Here is a 20,828-nt window from a genome sequence, read left to right on the forward strand (position 1 = left end):
GACGTAGCGTGCAGGTGCGCGAGGCGCAGTGGCGGCGGTGACCGGCCGCCACGACGCGACCGACGGAACAGGGTTTGGGGAGTGCTGGGGGACGACGCGGAGCTGACGGCCGCGGTGCTCGCTGCGCGGGACGGGGACGAGAACGCCTTCCGTACCGTGTACCGCGCCGTGCATCCACGGTTGCTCGGCTACATACGTACGCTCGTCGGTGACGCCGACGCCGAGGACGTCGCCTCGGAGTCCTGGCTCCAGATCGCCCGCGACCTCGACCGCTTCGACGGCGACGCCGACCGCTTCCGGGGCTGGGCGGCCCGCATCGCCCGCAACCGGGCCCTCGACCACATACGGATGCGCGGCAGGCGCCCCGCCACAGGCGCCGACGAGGCCGAACTCACCGAGAAGCCCGCCGCGTCCGACACCGCGGGCGAAGCCCTGGAGGCGCTGGCCACCGGCCACACCATGCACCTGATCGCCCAGCTTCCGCAGGACCAGGCCGAGGCCGTCGTGCTGCGCGTCGTGGTCGGCCTCGACGCCAAGACCGCCGCCGACACCCTGGGCAAACGCCCCGGCGCCGTGCGCACCGCCGCCCACCGGGGCCTCAAGAGGCTCGCCGAACTCCTCGGTGCCGACCCGGAGACGACCGGCCCCGGCGCCGCCGCCGGGCCCGTCGTCCCGCTGGACGGTGTCCCTCCGCAACGCGGCCGTGTGCCGGGGGCCGTGTCCCCCGGCGGTGTGACGCGATCGCGTCCGCGTACGCAGAAGGACATGTGATGGCCGACGAGCGGTATCAGTGGCTCGACCAGGAGGCCGCGGAGCGACTGCTCGGCGGTGCGCCGGTCGGCGCCCCCGACGGCCCCGCCCGGGTCCGGGCCGCCCGCCTCGCCGACGCTCTCGACACCGTCCGCACCCCGGCCGCGGACGCCGAACTCCCCGGCGAGGCAGCCGCGTTGGCCGCCTTCCGGGAAGCCTCTGCCGGACGCGCCGCCACGGCGGCCCGAGCGCCGGGCGCGGACCCCGGGGCCACCGCCGACCTCGGCCGGGTGCGCCTCGCGCCCGCCGTCGCCCCGGCGCGCCGCTGGGGCCGGTCCGTGCGGTACGGGCTCGCCGCCGCTGCCGCCGCCGTCGCGGTCGGCGGGGTCGCCGTCGCCGCCGGATCGGGGATGCTGCCGCTGCGGGGCCCGGCGCCCGCCAGTTCGGTCACGGCGGGCGAGAGCGTCGACCCCCTCCTCTCCGAGCATCCCTCCCCGCGCGCGGACCCCGGGACGCCTTCGGCGCGACCGGGCGGCGCCGACCGCTCGCCCGGCGGGTCCCCCTCGGCGGGTCCCGGCACCGGCACCCCTGACGGCCGGGTCCGGGGCGGCGCCACGGAACCGGGCGGCGGCGAGGACCCCGGCGGTACGGGCCCGGGGAAGGTCCGGGAAGGGAAGGCCGCCCGCGAGAAGGCGGCCAGGGCCTGCCGGGCGTACCGCGCGGGGAAGCTCGACGCCCCGGGCCGGAAACGGCTCCTCGGCGCGCTGAACGGCGGCGAGACCCTCGGCCGTTACTGCGACCGCGTCCTCGGTGCCGCCCCCGACGAGCACGGGGAGGACGGCGACGAGGACGAGGGCGACCGGCCCCGGACCGGCGCCCCCGGAAAGGGCGACGGCGGGAACGACGACGGGCGGGACGACGGGAACCCGGGCAAGGGCAAAGGCCAGGGGAAGGGCAAGGGCAAGGGCCCGGGGAAGAGCGACGGGACCGTCCGGAGCAAGGGCGACCGAGGGAACGGCGACCGAGGGAACGGCGGCGGCCAGGACCGCACCGACACCGGGCACGGACACGGATACGAACACGGATACGGATACGGCTCCGCCCCCCGCTCCGGAGACGACAGCGTGAGGGGCCGTACGGACGGCACCGGGCCGGGCGACGCGAAGACCCTGGCGCGGGGCGAGCCGGACGACATCGCGCAGGCCCCCGCGCGGGGCATCGCGCGGGACGCCGGGAGAGCCGCCGGTGACGTGGTGAAGGCCGCAGCTGACCTGGTGAAGGCCGCCGGTGACATCGCGGAGGCCGCCGGTGCCGCCGGGAGCGCCGCCGGGCAGCGTGCCCGCGCCCCCTTCCCGTACGGGCCGTGGGCCGTGCCCTCCCGCCCGGGGGCCCCGTCCGGCACGGTCCCGTGCCCCGGGGCGCCGGGCCCCGGCACCGGGGTCGTCGCGCTTCTCCGGACGCCGGTGTAACACTTTCGGACCCGCCGACGCAGTACGTAATGCCGACTGGTCATCGGCCGCGCGGCGAGCCGGGGTTCCCCCCGTACCTTCGGCTCCGCGCAACGGCGCGGGTGGGTCACGTTCCCCCGGTCCCACCCGCGCCCCTTCCCCCTCCCGGGGCGAGCGGCCCGCCGCAGCCCTCCCCCCGAAGACCTTCGTGAAGCCCCGCGCGCACCGCCCGGGAGCCCTCGCCGGAGCCCCGCCGCCGCCCTCGTCGAAGGTCACCGCGTGGTGTTCCCCCGCGCCGGAACTCCCGCCGCTACAGTCCGACGCGAGAGCCCGTACCGCTGGGTAACAAGCTGTCGGGCGAGGGACGAGCTGCCGGGAGGCACACCAATGGCGCGCGAGTCGGAGTCGGGACTGCCCATCGAGCCGGTGTACGGGCCGGAGGCGCTGGCCGGGTGGGACCCGGCGGAGAGGCTGGGCGAGCCCGGCGCGTACCCCTTCACCCGGGGGGTGTACCCGTCGATGTACACCGGCCGCCCCTGGACGATGCGGCAGTACGCCGGGTTCGGCACCGCCGCGGAGTCCAACGCGCGGTACAAGCAGCTGATCGCCAACGGCACGACGGGCCTCTCCGTGGCCTTCGACCTGCCGACCCAGATGGGACACGACTCGGACGCCCCGATCGCCTCGGGCGAGGTCGGCAAGGTCGGCGTCGCCGTCGACTCGATCGAGGACATGCGGGTGCTGTTCGACGGCATCCCGCTGGACGAGGTGTCCACGTCGATGACGATCAACGCCCCCGGCGCCCTCCTGCTGCTGCTCTACCAGCTCGTCGGCGAGGAGCAGGGCGTCCCGGCCGAGAAGCTGACCGGCACCATCCAGAACGACGTGCTCAAGGAGTACATCGCCCGGGGCACGTACATCTTCCCGCCGAAGCCCTCCCTGCGGCTGACCGCCGACATCTTCCGGTACTGCCGGGCCGAGATCCCCCGCTGGAACACCATCTCGATCTCCGGCTACCACATGGCGGAGGCGGGCGCCTCGCCCGCGCAGGAGATCGCCTTCACCCTCGCCGACGGCATCGAGTACGTCCGGACGGCGGTGGCCGCCGGGATGGACGTGGACGACTTCGCGCCCCGGCTCTCCTTCTTCTTCGTGGCCCGGACGACGCTCCTGGAGGAGGTCGCCAAGTTCCGCGCCGCCCGCAGGATCTGGGCGCGGGTGATGCGGGAGGAGTTCGGCGCCCGGGACCCCAAGTCGCTGACGCTCCGCTTCCACACCCAGACCGCCGGGGTGCAGCTCACCGCCCAGCAGCCCGAGGTCAATCTGGTGCGCGTCGCGGTGCAGGGGCTCGCCGCCGTCCTCGGGGGCACCCAGTCCCTCCACACCAACTCCTTCGACGAGGCCATCGCGCTGCCGACGGACAAGTCGGCCCGTCTCGCCCTGCGCACCCAGCAGGTCCTCGCGTACGAGACCGATGTGACCGCCACGGTCGACCCCTTCGCGGGCTCCTACGTCGTCGAGAGCATGACCGACGACGTCGAGACGGCTGCCGTGGCGCTGATGGACCGGGTCGAGGCCATGGGCGGCGCGGTCAGCGCCATCGAACGCGGCTTCCAGAAGGGCGAGATCGAGCGTTCGGCGTACCGGATCGCGCGGGAGACCGACAGCGGCGAGCGGGTCGTCGTCGGCGTCAACCGCTTCACCGTCGACGTGGAGGAGCCCTACGAGCCGCTGCGGGTCGACCCGGCGATCGAGGCGCGGCAGGCCGAGCGGCTCGCGGCGCTGCGGGCCGGGCGGGACCAGGAGGCGGTGGACACGGCGCTCGGGGAGCTGAAGCGGGCGGCGGCGGGCACGGAGAACGTCCTGTACCCGATGAAGGACGCGCTCAGGGCCCGCGCCACCGTCGGCGAGGTCTGCGGCGCGCTCCGGGAGGTCTGGGGCACGTACGTCCCCCACGAGGTCTTCTGACTCCGCCTCCGGCCCCTTCCGGAAATGATCAAGACGCAGGTCACAGCGGAGTGTCGTGCGTGTGTGCGACACTCCCGCCATGTTGGGTGTCACCGATCTGCCGACCTATCTCGCCGGGCTCGTCCTCATCATTCTGCTGCCCGGCCCGAACTCCCTGTACGTGCTGTCCGTCGCCGCCCGCAAGGGCACCCGGACCGGGTACAAGGCCGCCGCCGGGGTGTTCACCGGCGACACCGTCCTCATGACCCTCGCCGCCCTCGGCGCGGCCTCCCTGCTCCAGACCACCCCGCTCCTCTTCACCGTCGTGAAGTACGCGGGCGCGGGCTATCTGGCCTGGATGGCGTACGGGATGCTGCGCTCCGCCCTCGCCCTGTGGCGGTCCCGGGGCGAGGACGCCGCCGACGGGGCGGACGCGCGGGAGACGGGCCGCGAGGAGCACCCCTACCGGCGGGCCCTCGTCATCAGCCTCTTCAACCCCAAGGCGATCCTCTTCCTGATCTCCTTCTTCGTCCAGTTCGTCGACCCGTCGTACGCCTATCCGGCGCTGTCCTTCCTGATCCTCGGCTCCCTGCTCCAGATCGGCAGCTTCCTCTATCTGACGACCCTGATATTCGGCGGCACCCGGCTCGCCGCCGCCTTCCGGCGCCGCAGGCGGCTCTCCGCCGGGGCGACCTCGGCGGCCGGCGCGCTCTTCCTCGGGTTCGCCGTGAAGCTCTCGCTCAGCAGCGCCGCTTGACCCTCACACCGTGTGAGGGCGTTCCGTAGGGGTCGTCATGTTCACCATCGGAGACTTCGCCCGGCACGGGCGGGTGTCGGTCCGGATGCTGCGCCACTACGACGCCATCGGACTGCTGCGCCCGGCCCGGGTCGACCCGCACACGGGCTACCGCTTCTACACGGCGGACCAGCTCGCCCTGCTCAACCGCGTCATCGCGCTCAAGGACCTCGGCTTCACCCTCGAACAGGTGGGGGCCATCCTCGACGAGCGGATCGCCGCGGACGAGCTGCGGGGCATGTTGCGTCTGCGCAGGGCCGAGCTGGAAGCGGCCCTCGCCGAGGCACGGGCACGGCTCGCCCAGGTCGGCGCGAGGCTCCTGGCCATCGAGAGCGAGGGACGCATGTCCGTCCAGGACGTCGTCGTCAAGAAGATCCCCGCCGTGCGCGTCGCCGAACTGAGCGCCGTCGCCGCGAGCTTCGGCCCGCAGGACATCGGGCCGGTGATCGGCCCCCTGTACGAGGAGCTGTGCGGCCGTCTCGAAGCGGCCGGGATCACCGGCTCGGGGCCGGGCATCGCGGTCTACGAGGACACCGGCGAGGGCGACGGCTCGGTCCTGGTGCGCGCGGCCGTGACGGTGCCCGAGGGCACGTCCGTGCCGGGCGTCGAGGTGCGCGTCCTGCCGGGCGTCGAGGCGGCGGCGACCGTCGTCCACCGGGGCCCGATGGACGACGTCCTGCCGACCGCGCAGACCCTGGCCCGCTGGATCGGGACCAACGGCCACACGTCCCTGGGCTACGCCCGCGAGCTGTACCTGGAGTGCCCCGAGGACCGGTCCCGCTGGGTGACGGAACTCCAGGAACCGATCGCCCGCGCCTGACGGCCGGGCCCGAGCCCCTGGAAGCCCCGCCCCCTCACCCCCGCAGGGCCTTCCGCAGGCGCAGTGCCTGCCGGGCCAGGCGGCGGACCTGGGGGTGGCGGGGGATCGGGAGGCCGCCGGGGAGGCCGAGGACGGTCAGGCGGCGGCGGGTGAAGTGGTGCCGGGTGCGCTCGGCGAGCGGGCCCGACAGATGCCGTACGGCGGACGCGCGCAGCTCCGGTCTGATCCTCGGCTGCATCGCGAAGCCGACGGCCGCGACCAGGTCGTTCAGCCGCTCCGTACCGAGGGGGGCGCCGTCGTCCCCGCCGTCCGTCTCCAGCGGCGGGACGACCGCGTCCACGACCGTCAGCGGCACCCGGTTGCTGTTCTGGAACGGGACCAGCCGCTCCAGGAGCGTCCGCGTCCCGACCCGGGCGACCGGCAGCCCGTAGAAGGTCATGGCGGTGAGCAGCGCGGTCGAGAAGCAGCCGACGACCAGCGCGGGCCGCAGCTCGCGGTAGAGGACCTCCGCGAGAACGGGCCGGTGCTCCACCGTCAGCTCGGCGCCCAGCTCCGCCGCCGCCCGCACCAGCGCCTCCGACCAGGAGTCGGGGGCCGTCGGGTGCGGTTTGAAGACGAGCTTCCGATGGCCCCGGGCCACCGCGCCCCGCACCATCCGCAGGTGCAGCTCCTCCTCCTCGGCGGCGCTCAGCAGCCCCAGGGCCGCGAGGTACTGGCCGAGGAGCAGCGCGGGCCCGTCGGCCCGGCCCGTCGGGGCGGGGGGCCCCGACAGCTCGGCGACGCACCGGAGGAACGCCTCCGTCGGTACGGGTTCCGGCACCGCCCCGAACTCGGCGAGCAGCAGCGGGTCGAGCCCGGGGACGAGGTCCAGATGGAGCAGGCGTCCGATGCGTCCGCCGATCAGCGGGTCGATCTTGTTGCGGGTCGGCCCGTAGCTCATCAGACCGTCCGCGTAGACGGTGAGGGGCGCGTCCGGCAGGAGTTGCGCGAGCGCGAGCGCGGGCGTCACCTGGATCGATTCGAGCACCAGCTCGACCCGGTCGTCGCCGAGCCGCCAGAGCGCGCGCAGATACCGCTGGAGCATCGGCAGGTCCCCGGGTCTGGGGGTCCAGCCGGCCGGATGGAGCGGGGAGATCGTCTCGTTCCAGGAGAGGACGGAGTCGAACCGGCCGCGCAGCCGCTCGAAGCCCTCGGCCTCGTCGAGCGGCGGGGTGGTCTCGGGGACGGCCGCGTTGTTGGCGACGAGCAGGACGCGCCGGTGGGCCGGACCGAAGCGGTCGCTGTCGAGGGCGGCGGCGAGCGTCACGGCCCCGTACAGGGTGGAGGCACAGAAGATCTGGGTGGTCCGGCGCGCCCTCATGCCGCCACCTCCGGAGCGCCCGCGCCCGTTCCCGTGCCGGGTGCGGGGGGTGGGGCCGGTCGCCGTCGGCGCAGCCTGCGGAGCAGCGCGGCCCGGTCGCCGCCCATCGAGGCCAGCGCCTCGTCGAGCACGTCCTGCGGCATCCGCCGCAGCGCGCCCGCGCTCATCGACTTCAGCGTCCGGGCCACCTCGGGCTCGAACCGGCCGAGGGAGCCGAGGTGATGGGAGATCACCGCGCAATACGTGCGCACGGCCTTCGGGAGAAGCAGTTCCGCGTCCTTGTCCTCCGCCGTCTCCGCGATCACCTGGTCGAAGGCGCGGATGAAATCCAATTGCCGTACGTCCCCGATCTGGGTGAGCGAGGTCGCCACCCCGCGCCGGTAGAACACGCCGAGTTCCCCGATCGCCGCGAACGATTCCGCCTCGCGGTGCAGCCGCCAGATCCACGGCCGGTCCTCCGCCGTCCGCAGCCCGTGCGGGAAGTGCAGCAGCCCCCGGTCGAGGAGCCGCCGGTGGTAGATCCCGGCCCAGGCGTACGGATAGTCCACGGAGGTCGTCCGGTGCGCGGGCAGGATCGCGTCCCGGGGGTCCAGGACCTCGGCCCGGCGGGGGACCGGCGCCCGGCGGACCGCGCGGTTGCGGCCGGTGACCGTGACGTGGTCGGTCCGCAGGAAGTCGCAGCCCAGCTCCTCGGCGGCGGCGACCAGCCGCCCGTAGTAGCCGGGCGCCAGCCAGTCGTCGCCGTCCAGGAAGGTGACGTACTGGCCCCGGGCGGCGTCCAGACCGGTGTTCCTGGCGGTGGCCAGGCCCTCGTTCCGCTCGTGTCCGATCAGGACGGCACCCGGGATCTCGCGCGCGGCCCGTTCGAGGAGCCGGAGGGTCCCGTCCGAGGAGCGGTCGTCGACCAGCAGGAACTCGAAGTCCTCCCGGGCGTTGGCCCGCAGGCTCGTGAGGGTGTCGGGGGCGTATGTCTGCACGTTGAAGAACGGCACGACGACGGAGAGCTTGACCACCCGGCCGACGCTAGGCGCCGCCCCGGCATTCCCACCGACCGCCGGGAAACCACCCGGTGAACACCAGGAGACGGACCGCTTAACCGCCTTTCCAGGAAAGGGGGAAGCGGTCCCGTAAAGCCCGGAAGGCGGCCCGTTTCAACGGGCGGAGAGGCGCTGTTCACCGTTTGTTGCCGCCCAGTTGGGCCGGAAAGCGAAATGCCCTTCTAGCGTCCTCGACGTGCCAGCAAGTACCAGAGAAGCGGTGCGGACCGCCGTACTCGCGGATTCCGACACCCGGTGGAAATGGGGCGCCCTCACGGCGCGCCGGATCACCCCGGAGAGCGTCGAGCCCACCGGATTCGTCCTGCGCGGACGCGCCACCCCCACCGCCCGCCAGCTCACCGAGACCGGGGTGTCCGACACCGCCCCGCGCGAGGTGACGGGCGCGGAGTTCCTCCGCGAGGTGCGGGACGCGGAGGCGCGCGGCGAGGGGTACGACGTGGTGGTCCTCGCCCTCGTCGGCGGCGCCGTACGGGCCCTCCTCCAGGGCCTCGCGGACCTCGGCCTCGCCCGGCGTCCGGTGATCGTCACCGGCTATGTCGGCGTCGTCTACGAGAAGCTCACCGACGGGCTGCTGCTCCGGCACGGCGCCGATGTGGTCCTCGCCAACTCCCGTCACGACGCGGAGCGTTTCCGTGCCGTCTACGAGGGCGTGGGCGCCTCCGCCGAACCGGTCGTGGAGGCCGCGCTGCCCTTCCTCGGCGGCGCCCCCCACACCCCCGAGGCGGGCCGCGACACCCTGGTCTTCGCCGCCCAGCCGTCCGTGCCCGCCACCCGCGCCGAACGCGCCTACGTACTGCGCCGCCTCGTCGGGCACGCCCGCCTCCACCCGGACCGCGAGGTCCTCCTCAAGCTCCGCTCCAAGCCGGGCGAACACACCACGCACCTGGAGGAGTTCCCGTTCCAGAAGCTGGTCCGCGAACTCGACGCGCCCGCCAACTTCCGCCTGGTGTACGGGCACATGGGCGAGGTCCTCGACCGCACCGACCTGCTGGTCACGGTCTCCTCCACGGCCGCCCTCGAAGCGCTCCACCGGCGCGTCCCCACCGCGGTCCTCACCGACCTCGGGGTCCGCGAGGCGCTCGGCAACCACCACTTCGTCGGCTCCGGCCTGCTGACCTCCTTCGACCTGCTCGACCGGGGCCTGGTCCCGGCCCCCGACGAGACCTGGCTGGCCCGGCAGGGCGTGGCCGCCGACACCCCGTACGAAGCCGCCTTCGACGCCGCCCGCGAGCGGGTCGCCGCCCTCCTGGCGCTGCCCGCGCTGCCCCCGGTCACCCCCTACTACACGGCGGAGACCGCCCCCGGCTACCTGCCCGGTGTCCTCGCCCGCCACCGCCTGGACGTCACCGCGCCCGAGCCCCGCGAGAGCGGGCTGCGCCGGGTCGTCCGGGAGGCGGCGCGGGGCGCCTACCGGCAGGGCGTGCAACGCGTCGCCCCCGTCATCCGCCGCCTGGGAGAACTCTGATGAGCGCCACCACGCCCCCGGCCGAGCAGCCGCCCCGGGCCGCCACCGCGTCCCAGCGACCCGCCGCCCGGGTCTCCGCCGCGTCGGCCGAGCAGCCGTCCCCGGCCCGGATCGCGTCCCGGCACGCCGCCGCCCCGGCCTCCGCCGCGTCCCACCGGCCCGCCGCCCCGGCCGAGCAGCCGTCCCCGGCCCCCACCGCAGCCCACCGGCCCGCCGCCCCGGCAGGCCCGCCGTCCCCGGCCCGGACCGCGTCCCACCTGCCCACCCCGGCGGCCGAAGGCCACCTGCCCACCCCGGCGGCCGACGAGCACCGGTCCGCCACCACCGGCGGACAGCGGCCCGCCACCACCACCGTCGGACAGCGGTCCGCCACCGCGCCCCCCACCGTCCTCGCCGTCATCCCCGCGCGGGGCGGTTCCAAGGGCGTCCCCGCCAAGAACCTCGCCCCCGTCGCCGGAGTGCCCCTGGTGGCCCGCGCCGTCCGCGCCTGCCTCGGCGCCCGGCCCGTCACCCATGTCGTCGTCTCCACCGACGACCCCGGCATCGCCGCCGCCGCCCGCGACGCCGGGGCCGAGGCGGTGCGCCGCCCCGCCGGGATCGCGGGCGACACCGCCACCAGCGAAGCCGCCGTCCTGCACGCCATGGACGCCTTCGAGGCCACCCACGGACGCCCGGCCGACGTGGTCCTCCTCGTCCAGTGCACCAGCCCCTTCCTCACCCCCGCCGAAGTCGCCGAGACCGCCGACCGCGTCACCTCCGGCGCCGCCGACACCGCCTTCACCGCCGCCCCGGCCCACGGCTTCCTGTGGCGCGACACCGTCGAGGACGGCGCCACCGGCGTCAACCACGACAAGGCCCACCGCCCCCGCCGCCAGGACCGGCAGGCCGAGTACCTGGAGACCGGCGCCGTCTACGCCATGGCCGCGCCCGGCTTCCGCACCCACCGGCACCGCTTCTTCGGCCGCACCGCCCTCGTCGTCACCGACCCCGCCCGGGTCCTGGAGATCGACGACCCGCACGACCTGGCCCGCGCCCGCGCCCTCGCGCCGCTGCTCGACGTCCCGGCCACCCCCGGCTTCGCCGACGTCGACGCCGTCGTGCTCGACTTCGACGGCACCCAGACCGACGACCGGGTCCATCTGGACGCCGAGGGACGCGAGTTCGTCTCCGCGCACCGGGGCGACGGCCTCGGCATCGCCGCCCTGCGCCGCGCCGGACTGCCCGTCCTCATCCTCTCCACCGAGCAGAACGCCGTCGTCGCCGCCCGCGCCCGCAAGCTCAAGATCCCCGTCCTGCACGGCATCGACCGCAAGGACCGGGCCCTCAAGGAGTGGTGCGACGCCGAGGGCATCGACCCGCGACGCGTCCTCTACGCCGGGAACGACGTCAACGACCTGCCCTGCTTCCGCCTCGTCGGCTGGCCCGTCGCGGTGAGCAGCGCCCATGACTCCGTACGGGCCGCGGCCCGCGCGGTCACCGTCACCCCGGGCGGCTCCGGAGCGATCCGCGAGATCGCCGCCTGGCTCCTCGGACCCGAACTCGACACCCCCGAACTCGACACCCCCGAACTCGACACCCCCGAACTCGACACCCCCGAACCCTAAGGAAGAGCACCATGAGCACCCGTCTGCGCACCCTCGGCGAGAAGACCGCCGGTCCGGGCCGTCCCGTCTACGTCACCGGCGAGATCGGCATCAACCACAACGGCGACCTCGACAACGCCCTCGCCCTCATCGACATCGCCGCCGAGGCGGGCTGCGACGCCGTCAAGTTCCAGAAGCGCACCCCGGAGATCTGCACCCCGCGCGACCAGTGGGACATCGAGCGCGACACCCCCTGGGGCCGGATGACGTACATCGACTACCGCCACCGCGTCGAGTTCGACGAGGCCCAGTACCGCGCCATCGACGAGCACTGCCGCGAGCGCGGCATCGACTGGTTCGCCTCCCCGTGGGACACCGAGGCCGTCGCCTTCCTGGAGAAGTTCGACGTCCCCGCCCACAAGGTCGCCTCCGCCTCCCTCACCGACGACGAGCTGCTGCGCGAACTGCGCGCCACCGGCCGCACCGTCATCCTCTCCACCGGCATGTCCACCCCGGCCCAGATCCGCCACGCGGTCGAGGTCCTCGGCAGCGCCAACATCCTGCTCTGCCACGCCACCTCCACCTACCCGGCCAAGGCCGAGGAGCTGAACCTGCGCGTCATCCAGACGCTCCAGGAGGAGTACCCCAACGTCCCGATCGGCTACTCCGGCCACGAGACCGGCCTCCAGACCACCCTCGCGGCCGTCGCCCTCGGCGCCGCCTTCGTCGAGCGCCACATCACCCTCGACCGCGCCATGTGGGGCTCCGACCAGGCCGCCTCCGTCGAGCCGGGGGGCCTCCAGCGCCTGGTCCGCGACATCCGCGCCATCGAGGCGGCCCTCGGCGACGGCGTCAAGAAGGTCTACGAGTCGGAGCTCGGCCCGATGAAGAAGCTCCGCCGGGTCCAGGGCCTCGTCGCCGCATGACCGGGCAGCTGGCGTTCGTCGAGAGCCCGGTCCAGCTCCTCAACGTCCTGGAATGGGCGCACACCCGGGCCGTGGCCACGGGCGCGTCCACCGCCGCGCAGGCCGGTCCTCCCCCCGGGGAGCCCGGCCCCGCGCCCGCCGTACGGGCCCCGCGCCCGACGGACGCCACCACCCCCGGGACGGCGCCCGCCGCCGCGCCCGGACCCACGGTCGTCGTGCTCTCGCCGACCGACCCCATGTCGCGGGGCCAGCTGCGCCGGATGGCCCAGCTGGCCCGCGACGAGGGCCTCACCGTCCACTGGCAGGAGGCCAGGGGAGGCAGGGGCGCGCTGGCCCGCACCCTGCGGGAGCTGGCCGGTCCGCTGCGCGCGGCGGAGCGGGTGATCATCGGCGACCCGTTCTCCCGGTACGTCCAGCTGCTCCTGACGCTCTTCGCCCCCCGGCACCTGACGGTCGTCGACGACGGCACCGCCACCATGGAGTTCGCCGCCCAGCTCGGCCGGGGCGAACGCCTGGTGCGCTGGCACCGCAAGGGCAGCCTGGGCCCGCGCGAGCTGCTCCTGGCTCCGGTGACCTCGCTGGCCCGGCGGCGCCTCGCCCCCGCCGGGAGCCGTACGGTCGAGATCTTCACCTCGCTGCCCGTGGAGGCCCCGGAGGGCGTCACGGTCACCGGGAACTCCTTCGCCTGGACCCGGTCCCGGTTCGGGCCGCCGCTGCTGACCGGCGGCGCGGACCTGGTGGGCACCTCGCTGGTCGAGACGGGGGTGGTGGACGCGGTCCACTACGACCGGGTGGTGGGCGAACTCGCCCGCGCGCACGGCGCCACCCGCTACTTCGCGCACCGCAGGGAGAGCGCGGAGAAACTGCACCGGATCGCGGTCGGTACGGGCCTCCAGGTGGTCCGGCCCGATCTGCCGCTGGAGCTGATCGCCCGCCGGGGACCCATCGGCCGTACGGTCGTCAGCTTCCCGTCCACGGTCGTGCACACCCTGCCGCTGGCCCTCGCGGGGACCGGGGTGAAGGTCGCCGTCTGCGAGATAGCGCCCGAATGGCTGCGGGAGACCGCCTCGCCGCGCGCGCGGGGCTTCCTGTCCGGGGTGGCGGGGACGGCGGCCCAGGAGGTCGACCGGCTCACCTCACGGGCGACGGGCCCGGCCGACCGGCTCGAATTCGGCTGAGCATACCCACAAGGAGTGACCTTCATACCTGCCGAACCGAGAATCTTTCCCCTAAGGGGCTGAACTTTTCGTGATCAACGGGCAGTTGACCCGTCCGGAGGCCTACCCTTCAAAGGGTGAACCAGTTGAAGTCCCGTGAGCCAGGCTCCGTCACCCTGCCCGGAACGCTGTCCGAGGACCTGCGCGTCGAACTGATCGCGTTCCGCAGGGACTTGCACATGCACCCCGAGCTGGGGAACCAGGAGTTCCGTACGACCGCCGCCCTCAAGGCGCGCCTCGAAGCGGCCGGTCTGGCGCCGAAGGTGCTGCCGGGCGGTACCGGGCTCATCTGTGACATCGGCACCCCGGACCGCGACCGGCCCATGCTCGCGATCCGCGCCGACCTCGACGCCCTGCCCATCCCGGACGTCAAGACGGTCGCCTACCGCTCGACCGTGCCCGACCGCGCGCACGCCTGCGGACACGACGTGCACACCACCACCGTCCTCGGCGCCGGACTGGTCCTCGCCGGGCTCGACCGGCAGGGCCTCCTCCCGGCGGCCGTACGGCTCCTCTTCCAGCCCGCCGAGGAGATCCTCCCGGGCGGCGCCGCCGACGCGGTCGAGGCGGGGGTCCTGGACGGGGTCGGCCGGATCATCGCGGTCCACTGCGACCCCCGGGTCGACGCGGGGCGGATCGGGCTGCGGCCCGGTCCCATCACCTCCGCCTGCGACCGGCTCGAAGTGACCCTGGACGGTCCCGGCGGCCACACCGCCCGCCCGCACCTCACCACCGACCTCGTCACCGCCGCCGCCCGGGTCGCCACCGACGTCCCCGCCGTCCTGGCCCGCCGGGTGGACGCCCGCTCCGGCCTCTCGGTCACCTGGGGCCGGATCGAGGCGGGCCACGCCTGCAACGTCATCCCGCAGCACGCCGAGCTGTCCGGCACCGTCCGCTGCCTCGACCTGCCCACCTGGCGGGACGCGCCCGACCAGATCCACGCGGCCATCGACGAGGTCGCGGCCCTGCACCGGGCGAAGTCCACCGTCACCTACGTCCGGGGCGTCCCCCCGGTCGTCAACGACCCGGCCGTCACCGAACTGCTCCGCGACGCGATGACCGCCCGGTGCGGTCCGTACGCGATCGAGGACACCGAGCAGAGCCTCGGCGGCGAGGACTTCTCCTGGTACCTGGAGCACGTCCCCGGCGCCATGGCCCGCCTCGGCGTCCGCACCCCCGGCGACACCCGGGTCCGCGACCTGCACGCGGGGGACTTCGACGTGGACGAGAGCTGCATCGGGACGGCCGTGGAACTCTTCACGGCGGCGGCGCTGCTCGACGCGACCCCGGGATCCTGACCCCACCGCCCCGCGCCGCCCCCCGCCGCCCCACCGCTTCCACCGCTCCCGCGCCCCCGGCGGCTCTCGCCGGGGGCGCGGTCGCGGGGCCGGGCTTCACCGCCATCGGGCCCGTACGGCCCCGGCCCCCGGCCCGTACAGCCCGGGTCTGGCCCGTACACCCCCGGCCCCGACCCGTACACCCCCTCCCACCGGCGCGTACGCCCCCGCCCCGCGCCCCCTAGGCCGTCCGGACCAACCCGTGGCGTGTTTCCCCCGGCGGCCCGACCGGGTCGTCCCACCGGGCGATATAACCGGCTGTGCCGGGCCGAACGCCCCCGGTGGCCTTTCCCTGGCCGGTTCGCGACGATCCGATAACGACTCATGAACGGGTCTTTAACTGACATCTACGCGCGTTACGATCGCCGCGAAACCAGCGCCGGAAGAGGCGCTTTCGGTCAGTCTCGAAGGGACCATCCTCTTGCGCCGGATCACCAGGATCACGACCGTGGGCATCGCCTCTGCCGCGCTCGCCCTCACCGCCACCGCCTGCGGCAAGTCTTCGTCGGACGCCGGTTCGTCCCCGAGCTCCTCCTCGAAGGCCGGCAAGGCCGCCATCGCGTACGACATCGGCGGCCGTGGCGACCAGTCCTTCAACGACGCCGCCTACGCGGGTCTGAAGAAGGCCGAGGACGAGCTGGGCGTCAAGGGCGCCGAGGCCGAGCCGTCGGCCGGCGAGGGCGACGCCGACAAGGTGCAGCGCCTCACCTCGCTGGCCCGCGCCGGGAACAACCCGGTCATCGGTGTCGGCTTCGCCTACGCCCCGGCCATCGAGAAGGTCGCCAAGCAGTTCCCGAAGACCACCTTCGGCATCATCGACGACACCTCGGTCACCGGCGCGAACATCGCCAACCTCGTCTTCAACGAGGAGCAGGGCTCCTACCTGGCCGGCGTCGCCGCCGCCAAGGCGTCCAAGACCGGCACGGTCGGCTTCATCGGCGGCGTCGAGGTTCCGCTGATCAAGAAGTTCGAGGCGGGCTTCGCCCAGGGCGTCAAGGACACCAACCCCAAGGCGAAGGTGCTCACCCAGTACCTGACCCAGCCGCCGAACTTCGACGGCTTCGCCAAGCCCGACCTGGGCAAGGCCGCCGCGCAGGGCCAGCTCGACAAGGGCGCCGACGTGATCTACGCCGCCGCCGGTCTGGCCGGTTCCGGCTCCATCGAGGCCGCCGCGAACGCGGGCAAGTGGGCCATCGGCGTCGACTCCGACCAGTACAACCAGGCGGGTCTGGCCAAGTACAAGGACCACATCCTGACCTCGGTCACCAAGGACGTCTCGGACTCGGTCTTCAACCTGGTCAAGTCCGTCAAGGACGGCAAGCCGGAGTCCGGTGAGGTCCGCTACGGCCTCGCCACGGACGGCGTCGGCCTGGCCGACTCCAACCCGGCGTACACCAAGATGACCGATGTCACCGCCGCCGTGGAGAAGGCGAAGAAGGACATCGTCGACGGCAAGATCACGGTCAAGACCGCTCCGTAAGGACGCAGGTCACGACCTTGAGCCCGAGGGCCCGGCCCCAGTGGCACGCCACTGGATCCGGGCCCCGGTCCCATTCCCGTACGGATTTTCACTTTTCGGCAGCGCTACGCGTGTAGATGTCTCCCTGGCACGATAACTTCGCCCCGCCCTGCCCTCCCGCTCCCACTCCTTCCGGCCAAGGAGAGTGCGTCATCAACGCGTCCAGCCCCCCCGCCGTGGAACTTCACGGCATCACCAAGCGATTCCCCGGCGTCATCGCCAACAAGGACATCGCCATCACGGTCCGCAAGGGCACCGTGCACGCCCTCATCGGCGAGAACGGCGCCGGCAAGTCGACCCTCATGAAGATCCTCTACGGTATGCAGAAGCCGGACGAGGGCACCATCGCCGTCGACGGCGAGCAGGTCGCCTTCTCCAGCCCCGGTGACGCCATCGCGCGCGGCATCGGCATGGTGCACCAGCACTTCATGCTCGCCGACAACCTCACCGTCCTGGAGAACGTGGTCCTCGGCGGCGAGAAGCTGTACGGCATCGGAGCCAAGGCGCGGAAGCGGATCAGGGAGATCTCCGACGCGTACGGCCTCGGGGTCCGCCCCGACGCCCTCGTCGAGGACCTCGGCGTCGCCGACCGGCAGCGCGTGGAGATCCTCAAGGTCCTCTTCCGGGGCGCGAAGATCCTCATCCTCGACGAGCCCACCGCCGTCCTCGTCCCGCAGGAGGTCGACGCGCTCTTCGACAACCTGCGCGAGCTCAAGGCGGAGGGCCTCACGGTCATCTTCATCTCGCACAAGCTGGGCGAGGTCCTGAAGGTCGCCGACGACATCACCGTCATCCGGCGCGGCACCACCGTCGGCACCGCCGACCCGAAGACCGCCACCACCAAGCAGCTCGCCGAGCTGATGGTCGGCAGCGAACTGCCCTCCCCGGAGACCCGCGAGTCGACCGTCACCGACGTGCCGATGCTTCAGGTCAAGAACCTGACGCTGATCGAGAACGGCGGCACCGGCGCCCCGCTGACCACCGCCGCCCCCGCCGACCCGGCGCGGACCCTCGAGGTGCACGAGGAGGTCGCCGCGGGCCGCAAGCTCCTCGACGACATCTCCCTCACCATCCACAAGGGCGAGATCCTGGGCATCGCGGGTGTCGAGGGCAACGGCCAGACCGAGCTGATCGAAGCCCTCATGGGCATGGCGACCCCCGACGCGGGTTCCATCAGCCTCGACGGCACCGACATCTCCAAGGTCTCCGTGCGCAAGCGCCGCGAGGGCGGCATCGGCTACATCCCCGAGGACCGGCACCGCCACGGCCTGCTCCTGGAGTCCCCGCTCTGGGAGAACCGCATCCTCGGCCACGTCACCGAGGCGCCCAACTCCCGGCGCGGCATCCTCGACCTCAAGGCCGCCCGCCAGGACACCGAGCGGATCGTGCGCGAGTACGACGTGCGCACCCCCGGCATCGACGTCACCGCCGCCTCGCTGTCCGGCGGCAACCAGCAGAAGCTGATCGTCGGCCGCGAGATGAGCCACGGCCCCAAGTTCCTGATCGCCGCCCACCCCACCCGTGGTGTGGACGTCGGCGCGCAGGCGCAGATCTGGGACGCGATCCGGGACGCCCGCCGCGAGGGCCTCGCGGTGCTGCTGATCTCCGCGGACCTCGACGAGCTGATCGGTCTCTCCGACACGCTCCGGGTCATGTACCGCGGCAGGCTCGTCGCGGACGCGGACCCCGCCACCATCACGCCCGAGGAGCTGGGCTCCGCCATGACCGGTGCGGCCTCCGGCCACCTCGAAGGCACCGAAGAGCAGTCCGAGCAGTCCGAAGACGGTGACGCCCGATGATGAAAATCGACAAGGACAAGCTGATCATCGGGGCCGCCGGCCCGGTGCTCGCGCTGGTCTCCTCGTTCGTCCTCACCATGCTGGTGCTGCTCGCGACGGGCCTCGACCCGATCGAGCCGATCCAGCTGATGATCGACAACGCCGGGTACTCGGACATCCAGGTCCTGATCGTCAACCAGACCGGGATCTACTACCTGGCAGCCCTGGCCGTCGCCATCGGCTTCCGGATGAACCTCTTCAACATCGGCGTCGACGGCCAGTACCGTCTCGCCGCGATGGTCTCGGCCGTCGTCGGCGCCTCGGTCTCGCTGCCCGGCCCGCTGCACATCCTGCTCATCGTGCTCGTCGCGGCGCTCACCGGAGCCTTCTGGGCCGGTATCGCCGGTCTCCTCAAGACCACCCGCGGCGTCTCCGAGGTCGTCTCGACGATCATGCTGAACGCCATCGCGACCTCCCTGATCGCCTGGCTGATCCTGCCGAAGAACCTGGGCGTCCAGCCCGCCGGCTCCAACGACCTCACGACCGGCAAGATCGCCGAGTCCGGCTGGTTCCCCGGCATCGACATGGGCCAGGGCAACGGCGAGATCTACGGCTTCACCTTCGTCGCCCTCGCGCTCGGCGTCGTCTACTGGTTCGTCCTCAACCGCACCCGCTTCGGCTTCGACCTGCGTGCCACCGGCGCCAGCGAGTCCGCCGCGCAGGCCAGCGGCGTCGACGCCAAGAAGATGATCCTCACCTCGATGCTGCTCTCGGGCGGTCTCGCCGGTCTCTCCGGGATGCCGACCCTGCTCGGCGACACCCACACGTACAGCCTGTCGTTCCCGGTCGGCGTCGGCTTCACCGCCATCACGATCGCCCTCCTCGGCCGCAACCACCCGGTCGGCATCTTCTTCGCGGCTCTGCTCTTCGCGTTCCTCGACAAGGCGTCCTCGTCGCTGGACGTCGAGGGCTACCCGAAGGAGATCACGCAGATCATGCAGGGCATCATCGTGATCGCCGTGGTCGTCTCCTACGAACTCGTCCGCCGTTACGGCCTCCGTCTCCAGCAGCAGAAGGTCGGCGAGGAGCTCGCCGCAGGCGGCGCCATCAAGACCGACAAGGAGGTCTCGGCATGAGCACCGGCACAGCCACCAAGCCGAGCACCGCGCCCAAGGGCGCCGGGCGCCGCAAGCTCACCCTGCCGTGGATCATGCTGATCGCCGCGGCCGGCCTCGTCCTCTTCTCCCTGGTCCGGGTCATCTCCGGCGCCGACGACCTGACCTCCGTCGGCCAGGTCTCCGGAGCGCTCCAGCTCGCCGTCCCGATCGGTCTCGCCGGACTCGGCGGTCTGTGGGCCGAGCGCGCGGGTGTCGTCAACATCGGTCTCGAAGGCATGATGATCCTGGGCACCTGGTTCGGTGCCTGGGCCGGATACCAGTGGGGCCCCTGGGTGGGCGTCCTCTTCGGTCTCCTCGGCGGAGCGCTCGGCGGTCTGCTGCACGCGATCATCACCGTCACGTTCAACGTGAACCACATCGTCTCCGGTGTCGCGATCAACATCCTCGCGGTCGGCTTCACCCAGTACCTGTCGAACTTCACGTTCGGCGAGGCCGAGGGCGGCTCCTCCAAGCAGTCCCCGCGCATCGACGAGATCACCCAGATCACGGTCCCAGGACTGTCCGACTGGCTGGTGGACCTCCAGGGCAAGCACTGGTTCCTGATCTCCGACATCGCCGGGATCCTCGGCGGTCTGGTCACCAACCTGTCGCTGCTGACCGTCGTCGCGCTGCTGCTGATCCCGGGCACCTGGTGGGTCCTGTGGCGCACCGCCTTCGGCCTGCGGCTGCGCTCCTGCGGTGAGAACCCGGTCGCGGCCGAGTCCCTCGGCGTGAACGTCTACAAGTACAAGTACATCGCCGTCACCGCCTCCGGCGCCCTCGCCGGTCTCGGCGGAGCGTTCCTCGCGATCGTCGCCACCGGCATCTACCAGGAGGGCCAGACCGGCGGCCGTGGCTACATCGGCCTCGCCGCGATGATCTTCGGCAACTGGATGCCCGGCGGCATGGCGCTCGGCGCCGGACTCTTCGGCTTCACCGACAGCCTCAAGCTGCGCGGCGGCGCCGAGAACGTGCACGCGCTGCTGCTGCTGGTCGCGGTCCTGCTCGTCCTCGCCGCGGTGTGGCAGCTGTACCGGAAGAAGTACGTGGCCGGCGTGATCTCCGCCGTCTTCTCCGCCGCCTTCTTCCTCTGGTACGCGTTCACCGACCAGGTCCCGAGCCAGTTCGTCGACGCCGCCCCGTACATCACCACCCTGCTCGTGCTGGCCCTGTCGGCCCAGCGCCTGCGGATGCCCAAGGCGGACGGTCTGCCCTACCGGAAGGGCCAGGGCAAGTGACGGACACCCTGGCCGAGGCCGACTGGGAGGCCCTGCGGGCCACGGCCCGCGCGGCCATGGCCCGCGCCTACGCCCCGTACTCGGGGTTCCCGGTGGGCGCGGCGGCCCGGGTCGACGACGGACGGACGGTCTCCGGCTGCAACGTGGAGAACGCCTCGTTCGGCCTCGGTCTGTGCGCCGAGTGCGGGCTGGTGTCCGCGCTCCAGGCGTCCGGCGGCGGACGGCTGACCCACTTCGTCTGCGTGGACGGCCGGGGCGAGCCCCTGGTGCCGTGCGGCCGGTGCAGGCAGCTCCTGCACGAGTTCGGCGGCCCCGGTCTCGTCCTGGAGACCCCGGCGGGGTTCGTCACGCTGGCCGAGATGCTCCCGCAGGCGTTCGGCCCGGAGCACCTGTCGAAGTAGTACCTCGGAGCGGCCCTTCCGGCACGAT

General features: G+C 73.0%; 17 protein-coding genes. 15 read left to right on the forward strand and 2 right to left on the reverse strand.

All coding sequences use genetic code 11. The features are described 5' to 3' along the window. The first annotated feature begins 81 nt into the window (after nucleotides 1-81). From ACFXGN_RS21165 to ACFXGN_RS21185, 5 genes are all read left to right on the forward strand, one after another. Complete coding sequence (locus ACFXGN_RS21165) at nucleotides 82-771, forward strand: RNA polymerase sigma factor (protein WP_384861295.1); 690 nt, start codon at nucleotides 82-84, stop codon at nucleotides 769-771. Further along, a complete protein-coding gene (locus tag ACFXGN_RS21170; protein WP_384861297.1) occupies nucleotides 771-2,219 on the forward strand; it encodes a hypothetical protein in 1,449 nt (482 codons plus the stop codon). The genes ACFXGN_RS21165 and ACFXGN_RS21170 overlap by 1 nt, the downstream gene beginning before the upstream one ends. 366 nt (nucleotides 2,220-2,585) lie before the next feature. After that, the gene (locus tag ACFXGN_RS21175; RefSeq protein ID WP_384861300.1) at nucleotides 2,586-4,166 is read left to right on the forward strand and encodes a methylmalonyl-CoA mutase; all 1,581 of its coding nucleotides are present in this window, start codon (nucleotides 2,586-2,588) and stop codon (nucleotides 4,164-4,166) included. Between the two features lie 79 nt (nucleotides 4,167-4,245). Continuing rightward, the gene (gene leuE, locus ACFXGN_RS21180) at nucleotides 4,246-4,902 is read left to right on the forward strand and encodes a leucine efflux protein LeuE (RefSeq protein WP_384861302.1); all 657 of its coding nucleotides are present in this window, start codon (nucleotides 4,246-4,248) and stop codon (nucleotides 4,900-4,902) included. Nucleotides 4,903-4,939: 37 nt separating this feature from the next. Beyond that, on the forward strand, nucleotides 4,940-5,761 hold the full coding sequence (locus ACFXGN_RS21185; protein ID WP_384861305.1) for a MerR family transcriptional regulator: 822 nt from the start codon (nucleotides 4,940-4,942) through the stop codon (nucleotides 5,759-5,761). Between the two features lie 34 nt (nucleotides 5,762-5,795). Here the strand turns inward: ACFXGN_RS21185 and ACFXGN_RS21190 are convergent, their stop codons facing one another. Further along, nucleotides 5,796-7,121, reverse strand: a complete 1,326-nt coding sequence (locus ACFXGN_RS21190; RefSeq protein ID WP_384861308.1) for a polysialyltransferase family glycosyltransferase — start codon at nucleotides 7,119-7,121, stop codon at nucleotides 5,796-5,798. Beyond that, nucleotides 7,118-8,134 (reverse strand): glycosyltransferase family 2 protein, encoded by a 1,017-nt coding sequence (locus tag ACFXGN_RS21195; protein ID WP_384861311.1) that lies wholly within the window; start codon nucleotides 8,132-8,134, stop codon nucleotides 7,118-7,120. The genes ACFXGN_RS21190 and ACFXGN_RS21195 overlap by 4 nt, the downstream gene beginning before the upstream one ends. Before the next feature lie 220 nt (nucleotides 8,135-8,354). Between ACFXGN_RS21195 and ACFXGN_RS21200 the strand changes: the two genes are divergently transcribed. The 10 genes from ACFXGN_RS21200 to ACFXGN_RS21245 all read left to right on the forward strand — a co-directional run bounded on the left by ACFXGN_RS21200 (nucleotide 8,355) and on the right by ACFXGN_RS21245 (nucleotide 20,800). Beyond that, a complete protein-coding gene (locus ACFXGN_RS21200) occupies nucleotides 8,355-9,644 on the forward strand; it encodes a DUF6716 putative glycosyltransferase (protein ID WP_384861314.1) in 1,290 nt (429 codons plus the stop codon). Between the two features lie 398 nt (nucleotides 9,645-10,042). Further along, nucleotides 10,043-11,248 (forward strand): cytidylyltransferase domain-containing protein, encoded by a 1,206-nt coding sequence (locus ACFXGN_RS21205; RefSeq protein ID WP_384861437.1) that lies wholly within the window; start codon nucleotides 10,043-10,045, stop codon nucleotides 11,246-11,248. 11 nt (nucleotides 11,249-11,259) lie between these two features. Beyond that, entirely contained in the window at nucleotides 11,260-12,153 is an 894-nt protein-coding gene (locus ACFXGN_RS21210; RefSeq protein WP_384861317.1) for an N-acetylneuraminate synthase family protein, read from the forward strand. Further along, nucleotides 12,150-13,331, forward strand: coding sequence for a hypothetical protein (locus ACFXGN_RS21215; protein ID WP_384861319.1), 1,182 nt, complete (start codon nucleotides 12,150-12,152; stop codon nucleotides 13,329-13,331). Before ACFXGN_RS21210 ends, ACFXGN_RS21215 begins: the two co-directional genes overlap by 4 nt. A gap of 116 nt (nucleotides 13,332-13,447) precedes the next feature. After that, a complete protein-coding gene (locus tag ACFXGN_RS21220; protein ID WP_384861321.1) occupies nucleotides 13,448-14,668 on the forward strand; it encodes an amidohydrolase in 1,221 nt (406 codons plus the stop codon). Between the two features lie 460 nt (nucleotides 14,669-15,128). Next, entirely contained in the window at nucleotides 15,129-16,187 is a 1,059-nt protein-coding gene (locus tag ACFXGN_RS21225) for a BMP family ABC transporter substrate-binding protein (RefSeq protein WP_366445538.1), read from the forward strand. A 116-nt stretch (nucleotides 16,188-16,303) separates the two neighbouring features. Continuing rightward, nucleotides 16,304-18,025, forward strand: a complete 1,722-nt coding sequence (locus ACFXGN_RS21230) for an ABC transporter ATP-binding protein (protein ID WP_384861324.1) — start codon at nucleotides 16,304-16,306, stop codon at nucleotides 18,023-18,025. Beyond that, the gene (locus tag ACFXGN_RS21235) at nucleotides 18,022-19,140 is read left to right on the forward strand and encodes an ABC transporter permease (RefSeq protein WP_384861327.1); all 1,119 of its coding nucleotides are present in this window, start codon (nucleotides 18,022-18,024) and stop codon (nucleotides 19,138-19,140) included. The genes ACFXGN_RS21230 and ACFXGN_RS21235 overlap by 4 nt, the downstream gene beginning before the upstream one ends. Further along, nucleotides 19,137-20,399, forward strand: a complete 1,263-nt coding sequence (locus ACFXGN_RS21240; protein WP_384861330.1) for an ABC transporter permease — start codon at nucleotides 19,137-19,139, stop codon at nucleotides 20,397-20,399. The genes ACFXGN_RS21235 and ACFXGN_RS21240 overlap by 4 nt, the downstream gene beginning before the upstream one ends. After that, on the forward strand, nucleotides 20,396-20,800 hold the full coding sequence (locus ACFXGN_RS21245; protein WP_384861332.1) for a cytidine deaminase: 405 nt from the start codon (nucleotides 20,396-20,398) through the stop codon (nucleotides 20,798-20,800). Before ACFXGN_RS21240 ends, ACFXGN_RS21245 begins: the two co-directional genes overlap by 4 nt. Nucleotides 20,801-20,828 lie beyond the last annotated feature (28 nt).

It is taken from the genome of Streptomyces sp. NPDC059247, from assembly GCF_042754005.1.
Lineage (GTDB): Bacteria > Actinomycetota > Actinomycetes > Streptomycetales > Streptomycetaceae > Streptomyces.